Annotated in this window: 23 protein-coding genes and 3 tRNA genes; 5 read left to right on the top strand and 21 right to left on the bottom strand. The window is 32.6% G+C overall.

The window, feature by feature from the left end:
* The 8 genes from B3792_RS08620 to guaA form a co-directional block, all read right to left on the bottom strand.
* On the bottom strand, nucleotides 1-558 hold the full coding sequence (locus tag B3792_RS08620; RefSeq protein WP_038334631.1) for a C40 family peptidase: 558 nt from the start codon (nucleotides 556-558) through the stop codon (nucleotides 1-3).
* A 44-nt stretch (nucleotides 559-602) separates the two neighbouring features.
* Entirely contained in the window at nucleotides 603-1,145 is a 543-nt protein-coding gene (locus B3792_RS08625; protein ID WP_038334626.1) for an RNA polymerase sigma factor, read from the bottom strand.
* Between the two features lie 81 nt (nucleotides 1,146-1,226).
* Nucleotides 1,227-1,297 (bottom strand) — tRNA-Gln (locus B3792_RS08630).
* Between the two features lie 39 nt (nucleotides 1,298-1,336).
* A tRNA-Gln gene (locus B3792_RS08635) sits at nucleotides 1,337-1,407 on the bottom strand.
* Nucleotides 1,408-1,499: 92 nt separating this feature from the next.
* Nucleotides 1,500-1,570: transfer RNA gene (locus tag B3792_RS08640), tRNA-Gln, on the bottom strand.
* A 145-nt stretch (nucleotides 1,571-1,715) separates the two neighbouring features.
* Nucleotides 1,716-2,888: a hypothetical protein gene (locus B3792_RS08645; RefSeq protein ID WP_286495801.1), complete on the bottom strand. Its 1,173-nt coding sequence runs from the start codon at nucleotides 2,886-2,888 to the stop codon at nucleotides 1,716-1,718.
* Between the two features lie 74 nt (nucleotides 2,889-2,962).
* On the bottom strand, nucleotides 2,963-3,532 hold the full coding sequence (gene xpt / locus B3792_RS08650) for a xanthine phosphoribosyltransferase (protein WP_219034709.1): 570 nt from the start codon (nucleotides 3,530-3,532) through the stop codon (nucleotides 2,963-2,965).
* 73 nt (nucleotides 3,533-3,605) lie between these two features.
* Nucleotides 3,606-5,138, bottom strand: a complete 1,533-nt coding sequence (gene guaA, locus B3792_RS08655) for a glutamine-hydrolyzing GMP synthase (protein ID WP_125349033.1) — start codon at nucleotides 5,136-5,138, stop codon at nucleotides 3,606-3,608.
* Between the two features lie 168 nt (nucleotides 5,139-5,306).
* Here guaA and B3792_RS08660 point away from each other — a divergent pair, with 168 nt between their 5' ends.
* Together B3792_RS08660 and B3792_RS08665 are read left to right on the top strand one after the other, a co-directional pair.
* The gene (locus tag B3792_RS08660) at nucleotides 5,307-6,062 is read left to right on the top strand and encodes a glycerophosphodiester phosphodiesterase (RefSeq protein WP_125349032.1); all 756 of its coding nucleotides are present in this window, start codon (nucleotides 5,307-5,309) and stop codon (nucleotides 6,060-6,062) included.
* Between the two features lie 33 nt (nucleotides 6,063-6,095).
* The gene (locus B3792_RS08665) at nucleotides 6,096-6,578 is read left to right on the top strand and encodes an N-acetyltransferase (protein WP_286495800.1); all 483 of its coding nucleotides are present in this window, start codon (nucleotides 6,096-6,098) and stop codon (nucleotides 6,576-6,578) included.
* 41 nt (nucleotides 6,579-6,619) lie between these two features.
* Here B3792_RS08665 and mtgA read toward each other — a convergent pair whose 3' ends face one another.
* The 5 genes from mtgA to B3792_RS08690 form a co-directional block, all read right to left on the bottom strand.
* On the bottom strand, nucleotides 6,620-7,291 hold the full coding sequence (mtgA, locus tag B3792_RS08670) for a monofunctional biosynthetic peptidoglycan transglycosylase (RefSeq protein ID WP_291049037.1): 672 nt from the start codon (nucleotides 7,289-7,291) through the stop codon (nucleotides 6,620-6,622).
* A gap of 93 nt (nucleotides 7,292-7,384) precedes the next feature.
* Nucleotides 7,385-7,900 (bottom strand): c-type cytochrome, encoded by a 516-nt coding sequence (locus B3792_RS08675; RefSeq protein ID WP_125349029.1) that lies wholly within the window; start codon nucleotides 7,898-7,900, stop codon nucleotides 7,385-7,387.
* 111 nt (nucleotides 7,901-8,011) lie between these two features.
* Nucleotides 8,012-8,926, bottom strand: coding sequence for a 23S rRNA (adenine(1618)-N(6))-methyltransferase RlmF (gene rlmF / locus B3792_RS08680; RefSeq protein ID WP_038332349.1), 915 nt, complete (start codon nucleotides 8,924-8,926; stop codon nucleotides 8,012-8,014).
* Between the two features lie 67 nt (nucleotides 8,927-8,993).
* Nucleotides 8,994-9,251, bottom strand: a complete 258-nt coding sequence (locus tag B3792_RS08685) for a chaperone modulator CbpM (protein ID WP_135834956.1) — start codon at nucleotides 9,249-9,251, stop codon at nucleotides 8,994-8,996.
* Nucleotides 9,252-9,255: 4 nt separating this feature from the next.
* A complete protein-coding gene (locus tag B3792_RS08690; RefSeq protein WP_114999547.1) occupies nucleotides 9,256-10,155 on the bottom strand; it encodes a DnaJ C-terminal domain-containing protein in 900 nt (299 codons plus the stop codon).
* A 208-nt stretch (nucleotides 10,156-10,363) separates the two neighbouring features.
* On the opposite strand from B3792_RS08690, the gene B3792_RS08695 reads away from it, so the two are divergent.
* Genes B3792_RS08695 through B3792_RS08705 form a run of 3 tightly spaced genes read left to right on the top strand, consistent with a single transcriptional unit; the run spans nucleotide 10,364 to nucleotide 11,967 of the window.
* On the top strand, nucleotides 10,364-11,308 hold the full coding sequence (locus tag B3792_RS08695; protein ID WP_114999545.1) for an ADP-ribosylglycohydrolase family protein: 945 nt from the start codon (nucleotides 10,364-10,366) through the stop codon (nucleotides 11,306-11,308).
* Nucleotides 11,309-11,359: 51 nt separating this feature from the next.
* Nucleotides 11,360-11,581 (top strand): VF530 family DNA-binding protein, encoded by a 222-nt coding sequence (locus B3792_RS08700; protein ID WP_038332359.1) that lies wholly within the window; start codon nucleotides 11,360-11,362, stop codon nucleotides 11,579-11,581.
* Nucleotides 11,581-11,967, top strand: a complete 387-nt coding sequence (locus B3792_RS08705; protein ID WP_114999543.1) for a hypothetical protein — start codon at nucleotides 11,581-11,583, stop codon at nucleotides 11,965-11,967. The genes B3792_RS08700 and B3792_RS08705 overlap by 1 nt, the downstream gene beginning before the upstream one ends.
* Nucleotides 11,968-12,024: 57 nt before the next feature.
* On the opposite strand, the gene purD is transcribed toward B3792_RS08705, so the two are convergent.
* From purD to purF, 8 genes are all read right to left on the bottom strand, one after another.
* The gene (purD, locus tag B3792_RS08710; RefSeq protein WP_125349024.1) at nucleotides 12,025-13,317 is read right to left on the bottom strand and encodes a phosphoribosylamine--glycine ligase; all 1,293 of its coding nucleotides are present in this window, start codon (nucleotides 13,315-13,317) and stop codon (nucleotides 12,025-12,027) included.
* Nucleotides 13,304-13,675 carry a four helix bundle protein gene (locus B3792_RS08715; RefSeq protein WP_125349023.1) on the bottom strand — a complete coding sequence of 124 codons (372 nt, stop codon included), beginning with the start codon at nucleotides 13,673-13,675 and terminating at the stop codon, nucleotides 13,304-13,306. The genes purD and B3792_RS08715 overlap by 14 nt, the downstream gene beginning before the upstream one ends.
* A 57-nt stretch (nucleotides 13,676-13,732) precedes the next feature.
* A complete protein-coding gene (gene purH / locus B3792_RS08720; RefSeq protein ID WP_280036526.1) occupies nucleotides 13,733-15,244 on the bottom strand; it encodes a bifunctional phosphoribosylaminoimidazolecarboxamide formyltransferase/IMP cyclohydrolase in 1,512 nt (503 codons plus the stop codon).
* An 89-nt stretch (nucleotides 15,245-15,333) separates the two neighbouring features.
* On the bottom strand, nucleotides 15,334-15,894 hold the full coding sequence (purN, locus tag B3792_RS08725; RefSeq protein ID WP_038332368.1) for a phosphoribosylglycinamide formyltransferase: 561 nt from the start codon (nucleotides 15,892-15,894) through the stop codon (nucleotides 15,334-15,336).
* Nucleotides 15,895-16,053: 159 nt separating this feature from the next.
* On the bottom strand, nucleotides 16,054-16,554 hold the full coding sequence (locus B3792_RS08730) for an FKBP-type peptidyl-prolyl cis-trans isomerase (RefSeq protein ID WP_038332370.1): 501 nt from the start codon (nucleotides 16,552-16,554) through the stop codon (nucleotides 16,054-16,056).
* 129 nt (nucleotides 16,555-16,683) lie between these two features.
* A complete protein-coding gene (locus tag B3792_RS08735) occupies nucleotides 16,684-18,363 on the bottom strand; it encodes an AAA family ATPase (RefSeq protein ID WP_280036522.1) in 1,680 nt (559 codons plus the stop codon).
* Nucleotides 18,364-18,623: 260 nt separating this feature from the next.
* Nucleotides 18,624-19,616: a phosphoribosylformylglycinamidine cyclo-ligase gene (gene purM, locus B3792_RS08740; RefSeq protein WP_114999539.1), complete on the bottom strand. Its 993-nt coding sequence runs from the start codon at nucleotides 19,614-19,616 to the stop codon at nucleotides 18,624-18,626.
* A 53-nt stretch (nucleotides 19,617-19,669) separates the two neighbouring features.
* Nucleotides 19,670-21,175, bottom strand: coding sequence for an amidophosphoribosyltransferase (gene purF, locus B3792_RS08745; RefSeq protein WP_125349020.1), 1,506 nt, complete (start codon nucleotides 21,173-21,175; stop codon nucleotides 19,670-19,672).
* Nucleotides 21,176-21,183 lie beyond the last annotated feature (8 nt).

A 21,183-nucleotide genomic window follows, 5' to 3' on the forward strand; every position in this document is an offset into this window, starting at 1 on the left:
TTATAAAAGTCTAACCGCTTTTACAAATCTAGTTTTCCAATAATTTTCATCAAGGGAAGAAATGATGACACCTTTCGAAGTTGAAGAATGTACAAAACTGATTGATCCGTCATGATTAATACTTTCTACAATACCTACATGAGAGATTGAATTTCCTGAAGTATTAAAAAATATTAAATCACCTATTTTAACATTTTCGATTGTAATTTCTTTTCCATATTCAGCTTGATCACTCGAACGACGAGGCAATTCTAAATTCATTTCCTTGAAACTTACATAAACCAGTCCCGAACAATCGAAACCTGTTTTCGTAACTCCACCATATTTGTAAGGTGTTCCTAAGTAAGATTTTGCCGTTTTTAGAATTTTATTTATATCACGAGGCGCACTATCATCAGCATTTTTAGAACGAAAAACCTCTGTAGATTCGTTTTTTTTGGAAGAAGTATAAACTTTTTTAGAACCAGTTTTCTTATACGAAGTTACTTTACTACTTCCACAAGACGTCAAGAATAAACTTGCGATAATAATTGTTGTAAGGTATATGTGCTTCTTCATTTTCGATCCAGTTTTCTTCAACAAATTTTCAACGAATAAATTTACTAAATATTATCTTGCATCACCTCTGTTAACAATTGTTTGGCTCTTAAAAGACGAACTTTAACATTTGGTAAGGTCAAATTGAGTTCTTCAGCAATCTCTTTGTATGTTTTATCTTCGATATAACGCAATTCTATAATTTTTTGATAAGGTTCTCTCAATTTTGCAATAGCTTTTATCAGCGTGTCATTATCTTGTTTTAAAATCAAATGTTCTTCTGGCGAAGGATGATCTTCTAAAATTTCTAAAAAATTGGTTTCATCATCAAGAGAAATATTCAGTTTTGGAGATCTTCTGATATGATCAATCATCGTATTATGTGCGATAGAAATTACCCAAGTCGTAAAGTCAAAATCTTCGTTATATAATTTCAATTTTGTAAAAACCTTCGTAAACGTTTCTATAGCGATATCTTCGGCTTCTTCTTCGTTTCTAATCTTAGAAAATACATAATGATAAACTTTGTTCCACAAAACCTCTATCACTGCGTTCTGAGCATTTCGTTTCCCTTTTTTAGCTTCTAAAATTATGTCCTCTAATGTCATTTACTAAATCAATTATGATAAATATAACAAAATATATAGTATAAAAAAAGCTTCAATAAAAATATTGAAGCTTAAAATCTGTAGACCCACAGGGATTCGAACCCCAACTAGCGGCACCAAAAACCGATGTGCTACCGTTACACCATGGGTCTGTCCATGATTATTATGTTAAAATTGAAAAGAAAAAATTGTAGACCCACAGGGATTCGAACCCCAACTAGCGGCACCAAAAACCGATGTGCTACCGTTACACCATGGGTCTGACTAAATTTTATTTCAATTTTTGCAACTTTTCTCTTAACTAGGTTAGATAAAAATGCCTCAACAATTGCTTATCGAGGCATAAGACTTTTGTAGACCCACAGGGATTCGAACCCCAACTAGCGGCACCAAAAACCGATGTGCTACCGTTACACCATGGGTCTATGTCTTAATTGCTGTGCAAATATAGAAAGGTTTTTTAATTCACCAAAACTAATTTTACAAGTTTTTAGCTAAAACAGACGTTTTATGTGATAAGCTATTGAAAATGAATTTTAAAAAATGATTAAATTTTTTACATTTTTTTTATCAAAGCTTCATACGGATGATTTCGTTCTTGAATTTACGTTTCAAATCTTGCCCACAATCAAAAATCATTTGCTCATTTGATGGAAATGGAGCTGGTCTTCTACCAATCATATTTATATAATCTCGATCCAAAGAACGTCGATCACCTTTGTAAGTTCCGTAAGAATCTCTAAAAATAAACTGACTTGCTAAATTTTTAGAATCGATGGCTTGCTCTTTTTGATTATCGATCAAATAATATTTTGCCGTAATTGCAGCTTCCTTGATGCGTTGTACTTCTTCAAAACGACTTTTTACTGTAATATAACGATCTACCATCACGGGTTTTCCGTCTTTATCTTTTACCACTACTCCATTTTGCACCAATTCTTCTTTACCATCAACAATTTTTTTCTCAAAATTATGCACCTCAATTTTTTCTCGTTCAGGTGAAACATTTATCGTCTCAAAACTTAATTGAATTACATAATCATAAGAACTATTTAATTTTCCCGTGTAAAATTCAGTCCAATTAGAATCCAATCCATACGAATTAAAATCTAACAAATCTTTCTCTAATAGTTTAGGAATAACAACTTCTGTGTTGTTCACCAATTGTACCAAAACTTTATACATTCCGTTTGTACGAGCCGTATTCATCAAACTACGAGTATCTTTATAATTTGAATAAACACTTTCTAAAACTTGAAACTTTTGATAAGCCGTTTGTGCATTCAGTTTTCCTCCTTGATTTAGAAAAGATTTTCCTTCATCGTACAAAAATTGCGCATACTTTTCTTGAATCGTTTTATAAGCTACTGAATAATCTTTTGTTTTGAAATTATACGTTTTCCCGCTAATCGATCTTCCATCAATTCCAGCAATCGTTTTTTGTCTTTCTTGCAAACGATTAATAATTTGATACGCTTCCTGATATTTAGAAGGATTAGTCAACGTTTCGATTTGTTTCAATCTATTTTCATCTTCTTGCTGTCCTTTGTTATAAGCTTCAAAAATTAATGGAACATATTTGATTCCATTTTTCTCCGATGGATTTTTGAAATAAGCTTGCGTAGATTGTTCAAAAGCTTGCTGAAAATTACCAGAAACCAATGCTGAATTCGCCGATTTGTACGAATTACAATTTGTAAAGAATAGTAAAGAGAGCGTTAAGGCAAGTAATTTTATTTTCATATTATCAAGGTAAGTTTTTTGTTTTTTAAAAGTAAAAAGAAAGCCAATATAAATTGGCTTTTGGTTGATATTTTTTATTCTTCAAAAATAATTGAGTTGTCTCCCAAAGATTTTAATCTTACTAAAGATTCAACTCTGATATTTTCATTCAATAAGCGATCGCGTCCTTCTTGAAATGATTTCTCAATTATAAAGCCCATTCCCAAAAGGTTTGCGCCAGATTGTTTAATCAAATTTTCAACACCCAACGCTGCATTTCCATTCGCTAAAAAATCATCAATAAAAATAACATGATCATTTTCATTCAAAAATTGACTACTTACGCAAACATCGTACGTTCGGTCTTTCGTGAATGAATACACTTGCGACGCATAAAAATCTGTCATTGTTTTAGGCTTTGCTTTCTTCACAAAAACAACAGGCAAATTCAATTCTAATCCAACCATAATCGCTGGAGCAATGCCGCTTGCTTCGATTGTAATGATTTTATTAATGTTTAAATCCGAAAATCGCTGGACAAATTCCGACGCAATTGCTTTCATCAGAACAGGATCCATTTGGTGGTTGATAAAACTATCAACTTTTAGAATTCCACCATCGAAACTTTTTCCATCCTTCAGAATTCTTTCTTTTAAAAGTTCCATTTAATATTTAGTTTTTTAAAGTTTACATAGAAAAAAAGCCAGCACATTGGCTGGCTTTGATATATTTTTCAGCTTATTCCCACTCGATAGTTGCTGGTGGTTTTGAGCTGATATCGTAAGCTACACGGTTAATTCCTTTTACCTCATTGATAATTCTATTCGAAACTAATTCTAAGAATTCGTAAGGTAATTTTGACCACGTTGCTGTCATAAAATCGATCGTATTTGCAGAACGAACAACCGCCGTATATTCGTACGTACGCTCGTCTCCCATTACTCCAACAGATTTTACAGGTAATAAAACCACGAAAGCTTGAGAAACTTCGTCGTATAAATTATGTGCATAAAGCTCGTCAATAAAAATTTGATCTGCTTCTTGTAAAATACGTACTTTTTCTTCGTCTACTTCACCTAAAACACGGATTCCTAAACCTGGTCCTGGGAAAGGATGGCGGTAAACTAATTCACGAGGAATACCTAATTCTACTCCAACTTTACGTACTTCATCTTTGAATAATTCGCGTAATGGTTCTAATAATTGAAGTTTCATATCTTCTGGTAATCCACCAACATTGTGGTGAGATTTAATAGTTGCAGAAGGTCCTTTTACAGATTGCGATTCGATTACATCAGGATAAATAGTTCCTTGCGCTAAGAATGCTGCATCTTCAAATTTATTTGATTCTTCATCAAAAACAGCCACGAAATCTTTACCAATTGATTTACGTTTTGCTTCTGGTTCATCGATACCTTTCAAGTTTGTTAAGAAACGTTCTGAAGCATCTACCATTTTGATGTTCATGTTGAAGTGCTTTCCGTAATTTTCCATTACTTTTTTCCCTTCATCTTTTCTCAATAAACCAGTATCAACAAAAATACACGTTAATTGATCGCCAATTGCACGATGAATTAAAACCGCTGCAACAGAAGAATCAACACCTCCTGAAAGTCCTAAAATCACTTTTTTATCACCAACTACTTCTTTTATACGAGCAATTTCTGTTTCGATAAAATCTTTTAAAACCCAATTCTTTTCAGCCTGACAAATATTGAAAACAAAGTTTTCTAACATTGTTGAACCATATTCTGAATGTGTAACTTCTGGGTGAAATTGTACCGCAAAAATCTTTTTATCTTCGTTTGCGATTGCCGCAATATCTATATTTGATTTTCCTGAAATTGTAAATCCTATTGGCGCTGTCATCACTTCATCGAAGTGACTCATCCAAACTGTAGATTGTTCTGGAACTCCTGCGAATAAACTGTTTTGAGCTAAAACTGTTAATTCAGATTTTCCATATTCTCCTTTTTCTCCTTTCTTAACTTCTCCACCTAATAAATGCGAAATCAATTGCATTCCATAGCAAATTCCTAAAACAGGAACGCCCATTTCGAATAATTCTTTTTCTACCAAAGCGGCTTCATCTCCAAAAACTGAAGAAGGTCCTCCTGATAAAATAATTCCTTTTGGATTGTGTTTTTTGATTTCTTCGATCGAAGTGTTGTAGGGAATAATTTCTGTATAAACTCCAAATTCTCGAATTCGGCGCGCGATTAATTGATTGTATTGCGAGCCAAAATCTAAAATAATAATTCCTTGCGTCATTGTGTTTGTCTTTGTGCAAAATTAAGTGAAATTCGGCGCAATCACAATTTTATTCACGTCATTTTTCATTCTTTAAGGTAGATTTTTATAGTTTTCCAAGAACTTAATATTTTCATAACTTTAAAACCGATTAATCGAAATAATTTTACCTTGAAAAAACAATTCATCATGAAAAAAATTATATTTACTGCCTTAACAACCTTTATGCTTACAAACATGGCAAATGCTCAAAAAATTATTGCTCATCGTGGTTATTGGGACACCGAAAACAACGCAAAAAATTCGATTAAATCATTAAAATCTGCACAAGAAATTGGTGCTTATGGTTCTGAATTTGATGTATTAATTAGTGCTGATGATGTTTTGATGGTGAATCATGATGATCATTACCAAGGTCATACAATCGAAACTACAAATTCTTCTCTTTTAAAAACGTTGAAATTGGCTAACAACGAAAACATGCCAACTTTAGAAGAATATTTTGAACAAGGAAAAAAGAATAAGAATGTCAAATTAATTTTCGAATTAAAACCTCACTCATCAAAAGAAAATGAAGATCGTGCAGTAAAAAAAGCGATTGAAATCATCAAAAAACATAAAGTAGAAAAACAAGTTGAAATCATTTCATTTAGTAAAAATATTTGTGATGAATTTAAGAAATTAGCACCAAAATTTCACGTTTCTTATTTAGCCGGAGATTTGTCTCCTCAAGAAGTAAAAGAGAGAAATTGGAATGGAATTGATTATCATTACAGCATTTTTCAGAAAAATCCTACTTGGGTGAAAGAAGCGAAAAACTTGGGATTATTGGTTAATGTTTGGACAGTTAACGACCCAAAAGTGATGCAAGAAATGATCGATATGAAAGCTGATTATATTACAACTGACAAACCTTTGATTTTAAAAGAAATTTTGACTAAATAAATTAGTATATTTAGCGGAATAAGAAATCATTTTATGCCTCAACTTAATTCATTCGAAATCTATTCATTTACAACATTGAACCAAATTCATAAAGAGTATATTTTTAAAATTTGGAACAACGAATATCCTATTAATTTGGCTTTTGAGAGTTTACAGGACACCGAAAATTATTTGAATAGTTTGATTGAAGCGAAACATTTTTTTGCTGTAGATGAAAACAATCAAATGCGAGCTTGGGCGGTTATTTTTGAAAGAGATTATGAAAAATGGTTTGCAATAATTGTGGATAGCGAGTTGCATCAAATTGGTTTGGGACGTAAAATTCTTAATCGATTAAAAACATTTTCGACAGAACTAAATGGTTGGGTAATCGACCATGAAAAAGATACAAAAGCGAATGGAGAGCCTTATTGTTCTCCGTTGGCTTTTTACATGAAAAATGATTTCAATTTACTTCCTGAAATTCGTTTGGAATTAGAGAAAATTTCTGCGGTTAAAATTAATTGGAGAGAGTAATAAAACAAAAAAGAGAAGCTTATTAACTTCTCTTTTCTATTTTATTCTCCTAAAACCTTTTCCAAATCAGTGCTTCCTTGTATATTTCGCATTTGTCGCTCTATATGACTAGCGCGTCTACTGATAAAAGACGAAGGCGGATTCACATTATATTTTCGTGGCAATGGCAAAGCTGCTGCAATTCGAGCCGCTTCATTTTTGGTTAAATCTTTAGCTGGTTTATTAAAATAATATTCTGAAGCTGCTTCAACTCCAAAAACACCAATTCCCATTTCTGAAGTGTTCAAATACATTTCTAAAATACGTTGTTTGCCCCAAATTTTTTCGATCATAAACGTAAAATAAACTTCCAATCCTTTTCTCAACCAAGAACGACCTTGCCACAAAAACACATTTTTCGCTACTTGTTGAGAAATCGTAGAACCTCCACGAAGTTTTTTCCCTTCTTTATTTTTTTCGATCGCTTCTTGTATTCCATCCATATCAAATCCATTGTGTACAGGAAACTTTTGATCTTCGGAACCAATTACAGCCAATTTTATATTTCGTCCCATTTCTTCATAGGAAATATAATCGCGCTTAAATTTTCCTTGTTCAAAACCTTGCTGAACTTGCGTAATCGTGAACGGCGGATTAATCCACTTTAACACAACAATGTATACAAGATGAGCTACAAAAAGATAAATTACAACCTTACGAATAAATTTAAACATTTTATTTCTTTAAATTATGAAAGCAAAGTTATACGATTTATTGAATTTTGAAAATAAAAAAAGCTCCAAAAATGGAGCTTATATTTCTATTCTTTATTTTTTCTCAACTTTCGTTGAACCAGATGTGGGAGCTAATTTTTCTTTTGCAACATCTTTCACGTTTTTTAACTCAGCGTTTACAGGCTCAATCAATGATTTTGTAGGACTTTCATTTCCTCTGTGACACATTACACATGTTACAACATTGATCATTTCAGGATTTTTTGCATTTTCCCAATTGAAATTTTTCGCGTTAATATCACGTGTCATTACAATCATATGACGTGCAAATTCCTTTTCTTTTTTTGCATCACTTGCAAAATCCATCTTTTTCGTATCTGGATTTTCGGCGTGGCAAAAATTACATTTCACTCCTAAAGCAGCGTTGTATCCGCGCATCAAACCTTTCAAACTATCTTCCGAAATGTTTTGTGGTAACACTTTTAGATTTTTCCATTCTGAACTTGAAATTGCTTTTCCTGTGTCAATTTGACGAGAAGTCGTAAACGAAAAAATACTAAACATCAACGCTACAACTACCAAAGAAACCATTATTCTATTTGTTTTCATTTGTAATAATTTTGTTTATAAAAGGTAAAACAAATCTTAAACTGAATAAACCCTTCAGAAAAATTTGGAATAATTTTAAATAAAACCTTTAATGAATTAAAAATAAATCAATTAAAATCTCCAAACTAGTAAACGCGAAATTTTATTCCCTTGTTGCATATTTACAATTCGGTAATCTCTTACTTTTTCACGTTTCAAAATACCTTCCAAAATTCGAACATTTTCTTTCTTAGAAACCAATGTTGTAAACCATTTTACTTGATGTTTATAATCCGCACTTTCTTTTATCATTTTCGTGATAAACAGACGCTCTCCTCCTCTACACCAAAGCTCAGAATTATTCCCACCAAAGTTTTGAATTGGTTTTTGATCAGATTTTTGACCTAAGTTTTTCAGTTTACGCATTGTTTGCTCCATCACTTCTTGATTCGATCTAAAAAATGGAGGATTACAAATTGTAATATCAAATTTTTCGCCTTGTTTGATGATTTTTTTGAAAATATTGTTTGGATTAAATTGCATTCTAATCTCAACTTTGTTACGTAATCGAGCATTTTTCTTGACAATTTCTTCCGCATTTTTGAAAGAAGCATAATCCAACTCTGCGCCAACAAAGTTCCAGTCGTATTCGTAATTTCCAATAATCGGATAAATACAATTCGCTCCAACACCAACATCCAAGACTTTTACATCTTTTCCACGCGGAATTACACCATCAAAACTTTCACCCAAAATATCGGCAACATAATGAATATAATCGGCGCGACCAGGAATTGGTGGACACAAATTATCTTTTGGCAATTCCCAATAATCAATATCATAATATGTTTTCAACAACGCTTTATTCAACGCTTTTACAGCTTCTCTATCCGAGAAATTAATCGTTGGTTCGTTCTCTTTATTGGGTTTGATATATTTGGAAAGTGGGGAATAAATCGCACACAATTTTTCGAAATTATAAGGCGCTAAATGACGATTGCGCGAATGTAATTTTTTTAATTTACTCTTCTTTTCGGGAGTATTCATACAAAAATATTTATGCAAAAATAAGACAACCTTTGCAGTTTTCTGCAAAGGTTGTTTTTGAATTCGTTTATTTTAATTGTTTTTGTAGCGTTTCGATTTGTTTCAAAAGATGATGAATCACTTCTAAACCTTCTATATTAACGCCCAAATTATAATGAAATTCAATAAATCGTTCGATTAATTTCAAATCATTTTCTTCGATAAAATATTCTTGGTTACGCTCGTGCAAAACAACCAAATCATTTTTATACAAATCAATCACAAATTGAGGTTCAATCTGATGATATTTACTAAACTGAATAACAGATATCGTTACATTTTTCATGGTTTTAAGCTTTTTTAAGTGAACGTAATTTCTCGAATAATTCTTTTTCTTCTGCTGATAAATTAGTTGGAGTTTTTACTGAAAATGTCACATACAAATCTCCAAATTGATCATCTTTCTTATAAATTGGTAAACCTTTTCCTTTCAATTTAACCTTTTTATTATTCTCTGTTCCTTCTTTTATTGGAACTTTCACTTTTCCAGAAAGTGTATCAATCATCGCTTCTCCACCCAAAATTGCATCGTATAAGTCGATTTCAACAATTGTAGATAAATCTGCTCCATTAACTTCAAAAGACGTATTATTTTCGATATGAAACGTGATATACAAATCTCCATTTGGACCATTGTTATAACCTTTTCCTCCGTGACCTTTTATCTTAATCGTTTGCCCATCTTCTACTCCAGCTGGAATTGTAATTCGTATATTTTTACCATTCACAGCAAAAGTTTGTTTATGCGAAGTCAATGTATCTGTCAAATTTAGTGTCAAACTGGCATTAACATCTTGCCCTTTATAACCTGTTGATCTACTCCTTCCTTCGCGTCCAAACATCGAACTGAAAAAATCTGAATAGCCATCAAAATCACCAAAACCTTCAGCTCCATCAAAATCGCTATTACTATATTGATATTGTTGCTGTTGTTGTTGCTGACGAGCTTTTTCATATTCTTCACCATGTTGCCAATTTTCTCCATATTTATCGTATTTTTTACGTTTTTCTGGATCGCTCAACACTTCGTTTGCTTCATTTAATTCTTTAAATTTCTGTGCAGCTTCATCGTTATTTGGATTAAGATCGGGATGATACTTACGTGCCAATTTCCGATAAGCTTTTTTTATCTCATCTTGTGATGCGGTCTTTTGCAGACCTAATGTTGTATAATAATCTATAAAAGCCATAGTAATAATAAGTTTGTGTGGTAATTTAATCAAAATCAGTTCCAATTTTTTCAAAACTGACAATACGACTTATTCTTTTTTATCTATTTTAAACCTTTTAATATTTTATCCGAAAAAGATAAATTTATTATGATTAATTCATAAATTTTCAAAAATAATTTGGATATATTCAAAAAAATCAATTATTTTTCATTTATAAAAGAAAGTTATGAATAGAAAAAATTTTTCGAAAAATATATTAATTGGATCGGCGGTTGGTGACGCATTAGGAGTTCCAGTTGAGTTTAAAAGTAGGCAATATTTACAACAAAATCCTGTCACAGATATGATGGGTTATGGAACATACAATATGCCTCCTGGCACTTTTTCTGACGATAGTTCGATGATGTTTTGCTTGGCTGAATCGTTGTGTAATGGTTATAATGTGAATGATATTGCAGAAAAATTTCAGATGTGGATGCACGAAGGTTATTGGACGGCTGACGGAGAAGTCTTTGATGTTGGAATTTCTACACGAAAAGCAATAAATCGTTTACGAGTTGTAAAAAATCCAATTGAGGCTGGTTCTACATCCGAATCTGATAATGGAAATGGATCGTTAATGCGTATTCTTCCTTTAGCAATTTTCACGAAAGATTTATCGATTGATGAACGCTGTGAAATCGTCAAAGAAGTTTCTTCTATCACGCATGCGCACAATCGTTCTGTTTTGGCGTGTATTTATTATATTGAATTTGCGTTGAACGTTTTAGATGCCGAAAATCTAGAAGAAGCTTATCTGAACACAAATTTTTGGTTAAAATTATTCTTAGAAGAAAATGAAATTTATAAAAATGAATTTACATATTTCGAACGAATTTTAAGTGGAAAACTAATTGATTTAAAAGAAGATGAAATTAAATCAACTGGTTATGTCATGGATAGTTTAGAAGCTTCTATTTGGTGTTTGCTACATACAAGTTCGTATAAAGATTGTGTTTTGAAAGCGGTGAATTTAGGACATGATACCGATACAATTGCTTGTATTGCTGGTGGAATTGCAGGGATTTATTATGATGCAGAAACAATTCCGACCAATTGGATTGAGCAATTAGCGCGAGTGAATGATATTTTACATTTAGCAGAACAATTGGAAGAAAAATATGAATTTTAGAAAGCTTGAACTATTCTAAATTCACCAAAAACATTTTCGTAAATTTGCAAAATGGAAAGTCAAAAAAATAATCCATTACACGGAAAACGTTTAGACGATATTATCGAAGAATTAGTAATTTATTACGGCGGTTGGGAAGGTTTGGGAAATCAAATTAACATCAGATGTTTTAATGATAATCCAAGTTTGAAATCATCGTTGAAATTTCTTCGAAAAACAGATTGGGCACGTGCAAAAGTAGAAGAATTGTACATTAAGAAAATTGCAAAATAATGAGTGCAACTATTCTTGAAGAAAAGATTTTTATTGATTCTGAGCTCTTAACCAATATCGAAGAAGAAAGTCAGGTTATTATACATTGTTGTATGGCGGCAGATGAATATGCAAATGCTGCACGTATTTGGCCTTCTACTTTTATTATTGATAATCAATCAGGAAAACGTTGTCAATTGGTTTTTGCGGACGGAATTACAATGTATCCAAATTGGACGTATATCGAAGAAGGTTCGTCTCTTCATTTCACTTTAATTTTTAATGGTTTGCCAAAAAGTTGTCAATCATTTGATTTAGTCGAAATTATTCCGCAAGCTGGAGGATTTGAATATCGAAAAATAAATCGAAATAAAAGCGATGTTTATCACGTCGAATTTTCAGAATAAATTAAAAAAAATGCGTTTCATTTGAAACGCATTTTTTAATAATATAAACTGTATTTTTTATTGAATTACTCCAATATCATTTCGATAATATTCGTAATCAAAATGTACTTTTTTGATGTTTTCGTAAGCAGTTTCACGTGCTTCTTCTAATGTATTTCCTAATCCAACTATGTTGATTACGCGTCCACCAGAAGTAACAATTTGTTCACCTGATAATTTTGCACCAGCAATAAAATTAGGACAAGTTACATTTTCTAAACCACGAATCTCAAAACCTTTGTCGTAATTTCCTGGATATCCTCCCGAAACCATCACCACACAACACGCATGTTGATTTTTGAAAGTCAAGTCAAAATCTTCTCCTTTAATTGCTTTATTTACAACCTCAGCCAAATCATTTTCTAACAAAGGTAAAGTTGTTTGCGTTTCTGGATCGCCCATTCTTAGGTTATATTCCAACAAATAAACACCTTTTGTTGTAATCATCAATCCAAAGAAAATAACACCAGCAAACTCTGATCTTTCCTTAATTAAACCACATTTTGTTGGCTCCATAATTTCTTCTTCGAACATTTTGAAATGCTCTTCCGTAAACAATGGATTTGGAGCGATAACGCCCATTCCACCAGTATTAAGACCAGTTTCTCCTTCACCAATTTTCTTGTGATCTTTTGCCGAAACAAATGGAACGATTTTTTTCCCGTTAAAGAAAGACAAAATAGAGGCTTCAAAACCTTCTAAATATTCTTCAATAACCACTTCGTTTCCTGCATCACCAAAGGTTTTATCTTCCATGATATCCAAAACAGCTTGTTTTGCTTCTTCAAAATCTTGGCAGATAATAACTCCTTTTCCAGCCGCTAAACCAGAGGCTTTCACTACAATTGGATAATCTTGTGTTTTCAAATAATCAATCGCCAACATTGGTCCTTGAAAATTTTTATATTTTGCTGTTTTCACACCATATTTATCCATAAAATCCTTCGCAAAAGCTTTAGAAGCTTCTAATTGCGCAGCTGCTTTATGAGGTCCAAAAACATTTAAATTCTCTTTCTGAAAAATATCAACGATACCTTCTGCTAATTCAGCTTCTGGTCCAACAAAAGTTAAATCGATTTGATTTTCTTTCGCGAAATTTTTCATTTCTTCAATCGAAGAAACTGAAACGTTTGTTCCGATTTGAGCTGTTCCTGCATTTCCTGGAATAAAAAACAATTCTAAATCTTGTCCTTTTTGCTTGAAATCTTCAGCAAACTTCCATCCTATTGCATGTTCACGACCACCTGAACCGATTACTAAGATGCGAGTTGCGGTTTGCGATTCGCGGTTTGCGCTATTATTTTGTTCCATTGTTTTTCTTTGTTAAATAGTTTTGAAAATTTTTATTCATTCTACAATAATGATCAATTAATTCTAAAGCTTCATTTAATTCTGACTCTGTTATATAATTCAACTCAAAAGCTATTATTAATTGAGCTTCAACCTCAAAATCAGAACCTTTTGAAATAGATAGAAAATTAATCATTTGCTGATTTGAATTTCTTCCAGAACCTTCTGCGATATTTGAAAGAATTGAAACAACTGCTCTTTTTATTTGAACAGTTAATCCATACTTTTCTGATTCTGGAAATTTATTAGAAAGATTATAAACCAGTCTTAAAATTTCCAAACTTTTTTGCCATATGTCTAAATTTCTATAACTTCTCATTTACACTAAGTTAATCTTAAATTCCAACATCGCAAAACGAATATCGCATATCGAATTTTAGTGCATAAAATGTCTCATTCCTGTGAAAACCATCGGAATTTCGCGTTCATTACAAGCATCGATAGACTCTTGATCTTTGATTGATCCTCCTGGTTGAATAATTGCTTTAATTCCATTTTCTGCTGCAAAATCAGCTACATCACGGAAAGGGAAAAATGCATCTGAAGCTAAAACTAAATCATCTTCCACTTTTTCTTTTGCACGTGCAATCGCTTGTTGAGCCGCCCAAATACGATTCGTTTGACCTCCACCGATTCCGTAAGCTTGACCATTTGTCGCTACAACAATCGCGTTAGATTTTACCCATTTTACAATTTTTTGAGCAAAAACTAAATCAGTCATTTGACGATCTGTTGGTTGAGCTTCTGTTACAACTTTAAGATCTGTTGAAAACTGATTATCTGTAGACTGAACAATTAATCCTCCATCAACTTTTACGTAAGTTACTTTATCCGACACAGGATTCTTCACTTTGATGATACGTAAATTTTTCTTTTGTTTAAAAATTTCTAACGCTTCTTCTGTAAATGAAGGTGCAATTACAATTTCTAAGAAAATTTTATTTAATTCAACCGCAGTTTTTCCATCAACTTCTCTATTGAAAGCGATGATTCCACCGAAAATTGACATTGGATCACATTCATACGCTTTTTCATAAGCTTCTAAAACATTCTCTCCAATTGCCACTCCACAAGGCGTTGAATGTTTCACTGCACAACAAGTTGTTTCCTCAAATTCTGAAACTACTTTATAAGCCAAATCCATATCACGAATATTGTTGAAAGAAAGTTCTTTTCCTTGTAAATATTCGAAATCTTTCATTGCGCCATTTTTCGTTTTATCAACATAATAAGCTGCTTTTTGATGTGGATTTTCTCCATAACGTAAATCCATCACTTTCTCGTAAGAAGACTCTAAAAATTGAGGAAAATCTTCTCCTAAAATGTAAGTAGAAATCGCCGCATCATAAGCAGAAGTTAAGTTGAATACTTTACCAGCACATAATTTACGCGTTTCGATAGAAGTTGAACCATTCTCACGAATTTCATTCATCACTACTTCATAATCATTCACATCCGTTACAACTGTTACATCATAAAAATTCTTTGCAGAAGAACGTAACATTGATGGACCACCGATATCAATAAATTCAATCATTTCCGCTTCAGAAAGACCTGTATTCATCTTTTCGAAGAAAGGATAAAGATTTACAATAACGATATCAATTGGGTTAATTCCATGTTCCGCAATTGTTGCCATATGATTTTCGTCCGAACGACGCGCCATAATACCACCATGAATTGCAGGATGTAAAGATTTTACGCGACCATCTAAAATCTCAGGAAAACCAGTTACATCTTTTACTTCTGTAACTTCGATTCCGTTGTCTTGTAAATGTTTGAATGTTCCTCCAGTTGATAAGATTTTGTAATCTTGTTCAACCAAGAATTTTGCAAATTCTAACAAGTTCGACTTGTCCGAAACACTTATTAGCGCTTGTTTTTGCATTGTGTTTAGTTTTTAAAGTTTATTGTTTGTTTACTATTTTATTGGAAATGAAAAACCTCAATGTACACAACATTGAGGCATTCTATATTTTATGCTTCGCTGATTTGCTTGATTGCCTTAATGTAGATTTCACTTTCTACCTCAGCAACTTTACGCTGTAAATCTGCTACTTCATCACCTTCTTCAATTTCAAAAATTCCTTGACAAATAATTTGTCCTTCGTCTACACCAGCCGTTACAAAATGTACAGTTGCTCCTGATGTTTTTTCACCAGCTTCTAAAACTGCTTTGTGAACTTTCGCGCCATACATTCCTTTTCCACCAAATTTTGGTAATAATGCAGGATGAATATTAATCATTTTCGAGCCCCATTTCGAGGTAAATTCTGGAGATAATATGGTTAAAAAACCTGCCAAAACAATAAGGTCGATTTCTTCTCCTTCTAAATTATGTTCAGCATCTTCCGAAAAAGTTTTTCGGTCTAAGACATACGTTCGGATATCTTTATCCAACGATCGTTCTATTGCATAACAATCTCGGTCTGCCATTACCATCGAAATCTCGACATTTGGTAACGTTCCGTCTTCAACTGCATCAATAATATTTTGAAGATTTGTTCCGCCACCGGAAACAAATACAGCTATTTTCATGTTTGTTTGTAAGTAATCTTGTTTGTTTTACAAAGATAAGATTTTAGTTGATGCAAGTCGAAAAATATAACGTGGATTTAATCTATTTATTAATGATTTATTCACAATTAAAAACAAGAAAGGCTATCTCAAATTGAAATAGCCTTTTGAAAATATTTTTTAGTGCCCTTGAGTTCCGTCAACTCCATGTGCGTGTCCGTGAGATAATTCTTCCTCAGTTGCTGGACGAACATTAAGAATTTCAACTTCAAATTCTAATGTTTTTCCTGCCATTGGAGGATTCAAATCTGCAATTACAGCCTCTTCTGTCACTTCTACAACTGAAGCACGGAATTGATTTCCTGCATCATCAGTCAAAGGTAAAATTGCTCCAACTGGTGGCAATCCAGATTCTTTGAACATATCTAAAGGTAATTGAGCAACAGCTTCTTCTACTCTTTCACCGTATCCTTCTGCTGGAGTAATTACGAATGATTTTTTATCACCAATTGTTAATTCTTTTAATTCTTCTTCAAATTTTGGAATCATCATTCCAGCTCCAAATAAAAAAGTTAATGGCTCTTCTGTATTTGATTGTTCTACAAATACTTTTTCACCATTCGCTTCGATGGTATGTAATGAGTAGTTTACTGAAACTACATTATTGTTTTCTATTGACATAAATTGTAAATTATGGATGCTTTTAAAAAGCGTTCATTTTTAATACTTATCTTTTAACAACAACTATTCCTTTCGAATAATTTGACCAATTTTGTCAGTTATTTAGATTTTTGAACTGACAATTTTTATTTAATCTATAAAAAGTAATGCTTTTTTGATGTCTTCATAACCAATTTCACCATTGAAATAATCATAAATTGGTTTTAAAACTTTATTCTCTTCAAATTCGATTTCACTATACGCTAATCGAACTTTATCAATAATTTTATCAGAAGGTTTAAATTTTGAATAATCCAAATCAGGCTCACTTTCTTTGATTTTACCAATATGATCGACAATTGCTGAAGTAGTTAAACCTCTTTTCTCTGCGATTTGATCTAAAGACAAACCTTCTTTCACATATTCTAATGTAATTTCGTAAGTCGATTTCTTTTGTCCTTTTTCTTTGGTTTTATTCTTTTCGATATTTTTTGCAATTTGTTTTTTATCCAAAGTTCCACCAGAATATCGGATAAAAGCAGCCCAAGAGTTTTGCAATTCTTTTTCATCTAGAAACTCATCCATTTCATTCGATAAAACCTGAAAACGTCTATCAGCCTTCATTGCAAGTGAATCAATTTCTAAAGCTGTTTGATTCAATCCGTGTAACATCAACGAATTTAAATCTCGTAAACGTGAAAGTGCAACATACCCTTGTCCTTTTTCGAACGCTTTTGATAAATCAATAAACGCAGAATCTAACGTCATTCCTTGTGATTTATGAATCGTAATCGCCCAAGCCAAACGCAACGGAACTTGTGTAAATGAAGCCAATGCTTTTCCGCTTTCGTCCTCTATTGCCCACGTTTCTGGTTTTGCAACGTAAAATTCTCCATCTAATGTTTTGATAATTGGCTCATCTTTTTCAGTATACCCCGAAACATTTCCAAGCGTTCCGTTTACAAAACCAACTTCGAAATTGTTACGAACAAACATCACTTTCGCTCCTATCTTCAATTCTAAAACTTCTTCTGCTAAAACAGATTTTTTAAGAACCTCAACCAAAGCTGGATTTCCCGCAACTTTTGCTTCAAATGTTTTGGAAGAAGAATCAATATTAATCAATTGACCTTTATTAATTCGGTCCACATCCATATTATGTGTATACAAACGAGTTTGTGAATCTATTTCATCTGGAAAATATTCGATTCGAGTTTCTAATAAATCAACTGTTTTTTGCGAAATATTCCCCGAACGAATTTCATTCAAAATATCATTCAATGCATTATTTGTTTGACGATATTGCTCTGTCAAATAACAAATATGCACTTTTGCTTGAACCCAAGCATCGGACATAAAACAGAATTTATCTTTCGATTCTTCCCACTCTTCACCAATCGGCGGTAACTGGAAAAAATCACCCGAAAAAATTACTTGAACACCTCCAAAAGGTTCATCGTTTTGTTTGAAAAACTTCAAAACATAATCAACCGCATCCAACTGATTTCGGTGCAGCATCGAGATTTCATCAATAATTAAGACTTTTACTTTGTCCATTTTATCTCGGAAATATTTCTTGTCGCGAAGCGAAGCCAAATATCGATCAGAAACATAATCTTTTATTCCAATTCCAGCCCAAGAATGTATCGTTTGACCATTCATGTGCGTCGCAGCAATTCCCGTAGAAGCCGTTATAGCAACAGGAACGCCATGTTGTTTAAGATATTGAATGTATTGATTTAACACATAAGTTTTTCCGGCACCCGCAGAACCTGTTAAAAATACATTTCGACCAGATTTTAGAATTGCCAAAGCCTTTGATTGTTGCATAACTTATGAGTGAATTTGGAGTTTTTTGAATGAAATGCAAAGATACGAAGATTGAATGAGGTGAGGAAATGCTTAATAAATTAAAAAAAAGAAAATGAATTAACTTTAAAAGCTATTGTATTTTAATTAAGCTTTTTTATTTAAGAAAAAAACTACAAAATTTTATAACAAGGATCAATCTTAATCAAAAACAAATAATCCCAAAAAATAAAAAAACCGGATAAGAAATCTTATCCGGCTTTTTTAAACTATTTAATCTACTATTTCAATATAATTTTGTCAGCACCTTCTTGAATTTCTCCAATCAACGCACTTCCATCAATAATATTCAATACTTTTTCAGCATCAGTTTGGTCAACGATGACAACCATTCCAACACCCATATTAAATGTTCCAAACATTTCGTTTTCTGCAATTCCTCCGCGTTTAGCTAATTCTTGCATCACTGTTGGTACATTTATTTTTGCTTTTTCTATTACAGCAGTTAATCCGTCATTTATAATACGAGGAACATTCTCGATTAATCCACCTCCTGTAATATGAGCAATTCCAGACATTTCGATTCCAGCATCTTTGATTTTGAAAATATCATTTTGATATAATTTTGTTGGAACTAATAATGTTTCGAACAAAGGTTTACCTTCAAATTCTTCGTTAAAATCTGGGAAAACTTTACGAACCAAAGAGAATCCATTCGAATGGAAACCACTTGATGGTAACGCAATAATTACTTGTCCAGCTTTTATTTTAGAACCATCGATAATTTCATCTCGTTCTACTACTCCAACACAAAATCCAGCAACATCATAATCACCAACTTGGTACATTCCTGGCATTTCTGCTGTTTCTCCACCAATTAATGCTGTTCCAGTTTCTTTACACGCTTGTGCAATTCCACCTACAATTTCTGCTGCGATATCAGAATCTAATTTTCCACAAGCTAAATAATCTAAGAAAAATAATGGTTTTGCTCCATGACACAAAATATCATTTGCACACATCGCGAAACAATCAATCCCAACTGTATCGTAAACTTTAGAATCTAAAGCCACACGTAGTTTAGTTCCTACACCATCGGTTCCTGATACCAAAACAGGATTTTTGTAACCTCCTAATTGGTAAAATGCACCAAAACTTCCAATTCCATTCAACACGTTTGAATTGTGTGTTGCTGCAACTGCATCTTTAATTTTCGATACCGTTTGATAACCTTCTTCCTTATCTACTCCGGCTTGTTTATATGTATTGCTCATTTTAATTATGATTTAGTTTTTCGAAATACGAGATTCGAAATTCGTATAACTTATTAATCTATATGCAAAGGTTTTACCTCTTTACATTCTTCATTAGAATAATTTACGGGATATTTTTCTGTAAAACATCCAAAACAATGTTCTTTACTTCCTAATAAATCAATCAGATTATCAACTGTTAAGAAATCTAACGAATCGACATTCAAATAATCTTCAACCTCTTTAATTGACTTATTTCCTGAAATTAAATCTGCTTTAGAAGGCATATCAATTCCTAAATAACAAGGTGCAATAATTGGAGGCGAAGCAGAACGGAAATGAATTTCTTTTGCTCCTGCTTCTTTTAAGATTTTGATTAAAAGTTTCGAAGTTGTTCCACGTACAATCGAATCATCTAAAACAACCAAACGTTTTCCTTTGATTTTATTTTTGATGGGATTCAATTTTAAGTTGACCACACGTTCACGCATTTCTTGTGAAGGAACGATAAACGAACGCGACATATAACGATTCTTAATCAAAATTGGTTCGTAAGGAATACCCGAAGCTTCTGAATAACCAATTGCAGACGGGATCCCAGAATCTGGAACACCAATTACAATATCGGCAGCAACAGGAGATTGTTCGTATAATTTTCGACCAGATTCTACACGTAAATCGTAGATTTCATTTCCTTCGATATTCGAGTCAGGACGTGCAAAATAAATGTACTCAAAAGCACAAATATTACGCTGCGTTGGTTGATTTAATGAATAAGATTTCAAACCTTGTTCATTTACAACAATCAATTCACCTGGCTCTACATCACGGATAAATTCAGCTCCGACAGCGTCTAATGCACATGTTTCTGAACAGAAAACATAGGCATCGTCCAATTTTCCTAAACATAAAGGACGAATACCATTTGGATCGCGAAAAGCTGCCATTTGATTATTCGCTAATAACAAAACCGAATAAGCTCCTTTTACCTTTTCTGTACCTTTCTGTATAGCTTCTACAATATCTAAATGCGAATATTTTTGAATAGAACGTAATAAAACCTCCGTATCCGAAGTTGCTAAAAATGGTAAACCTTCTGCTTCTAATTCAGCTCTTAATGCTTCAACTTCAATTAAATTTCCGTTATGAGCAATAGAGAAATGAGGTTTTCCATAAATATTGTACGTGTAAAGTGGCTGAATGTTACGACGACTTCCACCTCCAGCAGTTGTGTAGCGTGTATGTCCAATCGCAGCATTTCCTTGGTATTCTTCAATCTCGGCTTCCATTGTTTTGAAAACGTCTAATACCAATCCTGTTTTTTTCACCGTTTTAATGTTTCCATCTTTCAAGAAAGAAACACCACACGCTTCCTGTCCACGGTGTTGAAGCGCAAATAAACCAAACTGTGCAATAGAATATGTGTTGATATTATTTGGCGAATAAACCCCAAAAACACCACATTCTTCGTTTACACTATCCACAGTATCGGCTGCATATTTTTTTAATAAATTTCTTTCGTAGAAATTCGTTAAATATTCAGCTTTTAATTGGCTTTTATGTAATTTTTTATCAATCATTATAGAAT

It is taken from the genome of Empedobacter sp. UBA5924 (genome assembly GCF_002431085.1).
GTDB lineage: Bacteria > Bacteroidota > Bacteroidia > Flavobacteriales > Weeksellaceae > Empedobacter > Empedobacter falsenii_B.

Coding starts and splice junctions, on each gene's coding strand:
- B3792_RS08730 (WP_038332370.1), bottom strand. CDS start 16,554: ATGTCAATAGAAAACAATAATGTAGTTTCAGTAAACTACTCATTACAT.
- B3792_RS08700 (WP_038332359.1), top strand. CDS start 11,360: ATGGAAAGTCAAAAAAATAATCCATTACACGGAAAACGTTTAGACGAT.
- B3792_RS08695 (WP_114999545.1), top strand. CDS start 10,364: ATGAATAGAAAAAATTTTTCGAAAAATATATTAATTGGATCGGCGGTT.
- purD (WP_125349024.1), bottom strand. CDS start 13,317: ATGGAACAAAATAATAGCGCAAACCGCGAATCGCAAACCGCAACTCGC.
- purH (WP_280036526.1), bottom strand. CDS start 15,244: ATGCAAAAACAAGCGCTAATAAGTGTTTCGGACAAGTCGAACTTGTTA.
- rlmF (WP_038332349.1), bottom strand. CDS start 8,926: ATGAATACTCCCGAAAAGAAGAGTAAATTAAAAAAATTACATTCGCGC.
- B3792_RS08660 (WP_125349032.1), top strand. CDS start 5,307: ATGAAAAAAATTATATTTACTGCCTTAACAACCTTTATGCTTACAAAC.
- B3792_RS08685 (WP_135834956.1), bottom strand. CDS start 9,251: ATGAAAAATGTAACGATATCTGTTATTCAGTTTAGTAAATATCATCAG.
- B3792_RS08620 (WP_038334631.1), bottom strand. CDS start 558: ATGAAGAAGCACATATACCTTACAACAATTATTATCGCAAGTTTATTC.
- B3792_RS08665 (WP_286495800.1), top strand. CDS start 6,096: ATGCCTCAACTTAATTCATTCGAAATCTATTCATTTACAACATTGAAC.
- B3792_RS08645 (WP_286495801.1), bottom strand. CDS start 2,888: ATGAAAATAAAATTACTTGCCTTAACGCTCTCTTTACTATTCTTTACA.
- xpt (WP_219034709.1), bottom strand. CDS start 3,532: ATGGAACTTTTAAAAGAAAGAATTCTGAAGGATGGAAAAAGTTTCGAT.
- mtgA (WP_291049037.1), bottom strand. CDS start 7,291: ATGTTTAAATTTATTCGTAAGGTTGTAATTTATCTTTTTGTAGCTCAT.
- guaA (WP_125349033.1), bottom strand. CDS start 5,138: ATGACGCAAGGAATTATTATTTTAGATTTTGGCTCGCAATACAATCAA.
- purF (WP_125349020.1), bottom strand. CDS start 21,175: ATGATTGATAAAAAATTACATAAAAGCCAATTAAAAGCTGAATATTTA.
- B3792_RS08735 (WP_280036522.1), bottom strand. CDS start 18,363: ATGCAACAATCAAAGGCTTTGGCAATTCTAAAATCTGGTCGAAATGTA.
- B3792_RS08715 (WP_125349023.1), bottom strand. CDS start 13,675: ATGAGAAGTTATAGAAATTTAGACATATGGCAAAAAAGTTTGGAAATT.
- B3792_RS08675 (WP_125349029.1), bottom strand. CDS start 7,900: ATGAAAACAAATAGAATAATGGTTTCTTTGGTAGTTGTAGCGTTGATG.
- B3792_RS08690 (WP_114999547.1), bottom strand. CDS start 10,155: ATGGCTTTTATAGATTATTATACAACATTAGGTCTGCAAAAGACCGCA.
- B3792_RS08705 (WP_114999543.1), top strand. CDS start 11,581: ATGAGTGCAACTATTCTTGAAGAAAAGATTTTTATTGATTCTGAGCTC.
- purM (WP_114999539.1), bottom strand. CDS start 19,616: ATGAGCAATACATATAAACAAGCCGGAGTAGATAAGGAAGAAGGTTAT.
- purN (WP_038332368.1), bottom strand. CDS start 15,894: ATGAAAATAGCTGTATTTGTTTCCGGTGGCGGAACAAATCTTCAAAAT.
- B3792_RS08625 (WP_038334626.1), bottom strand. CDS start 1,145: ATGACATTAGAGGACATAATTTTAGAAGCTAAAAAAGGGAAACGAAAT.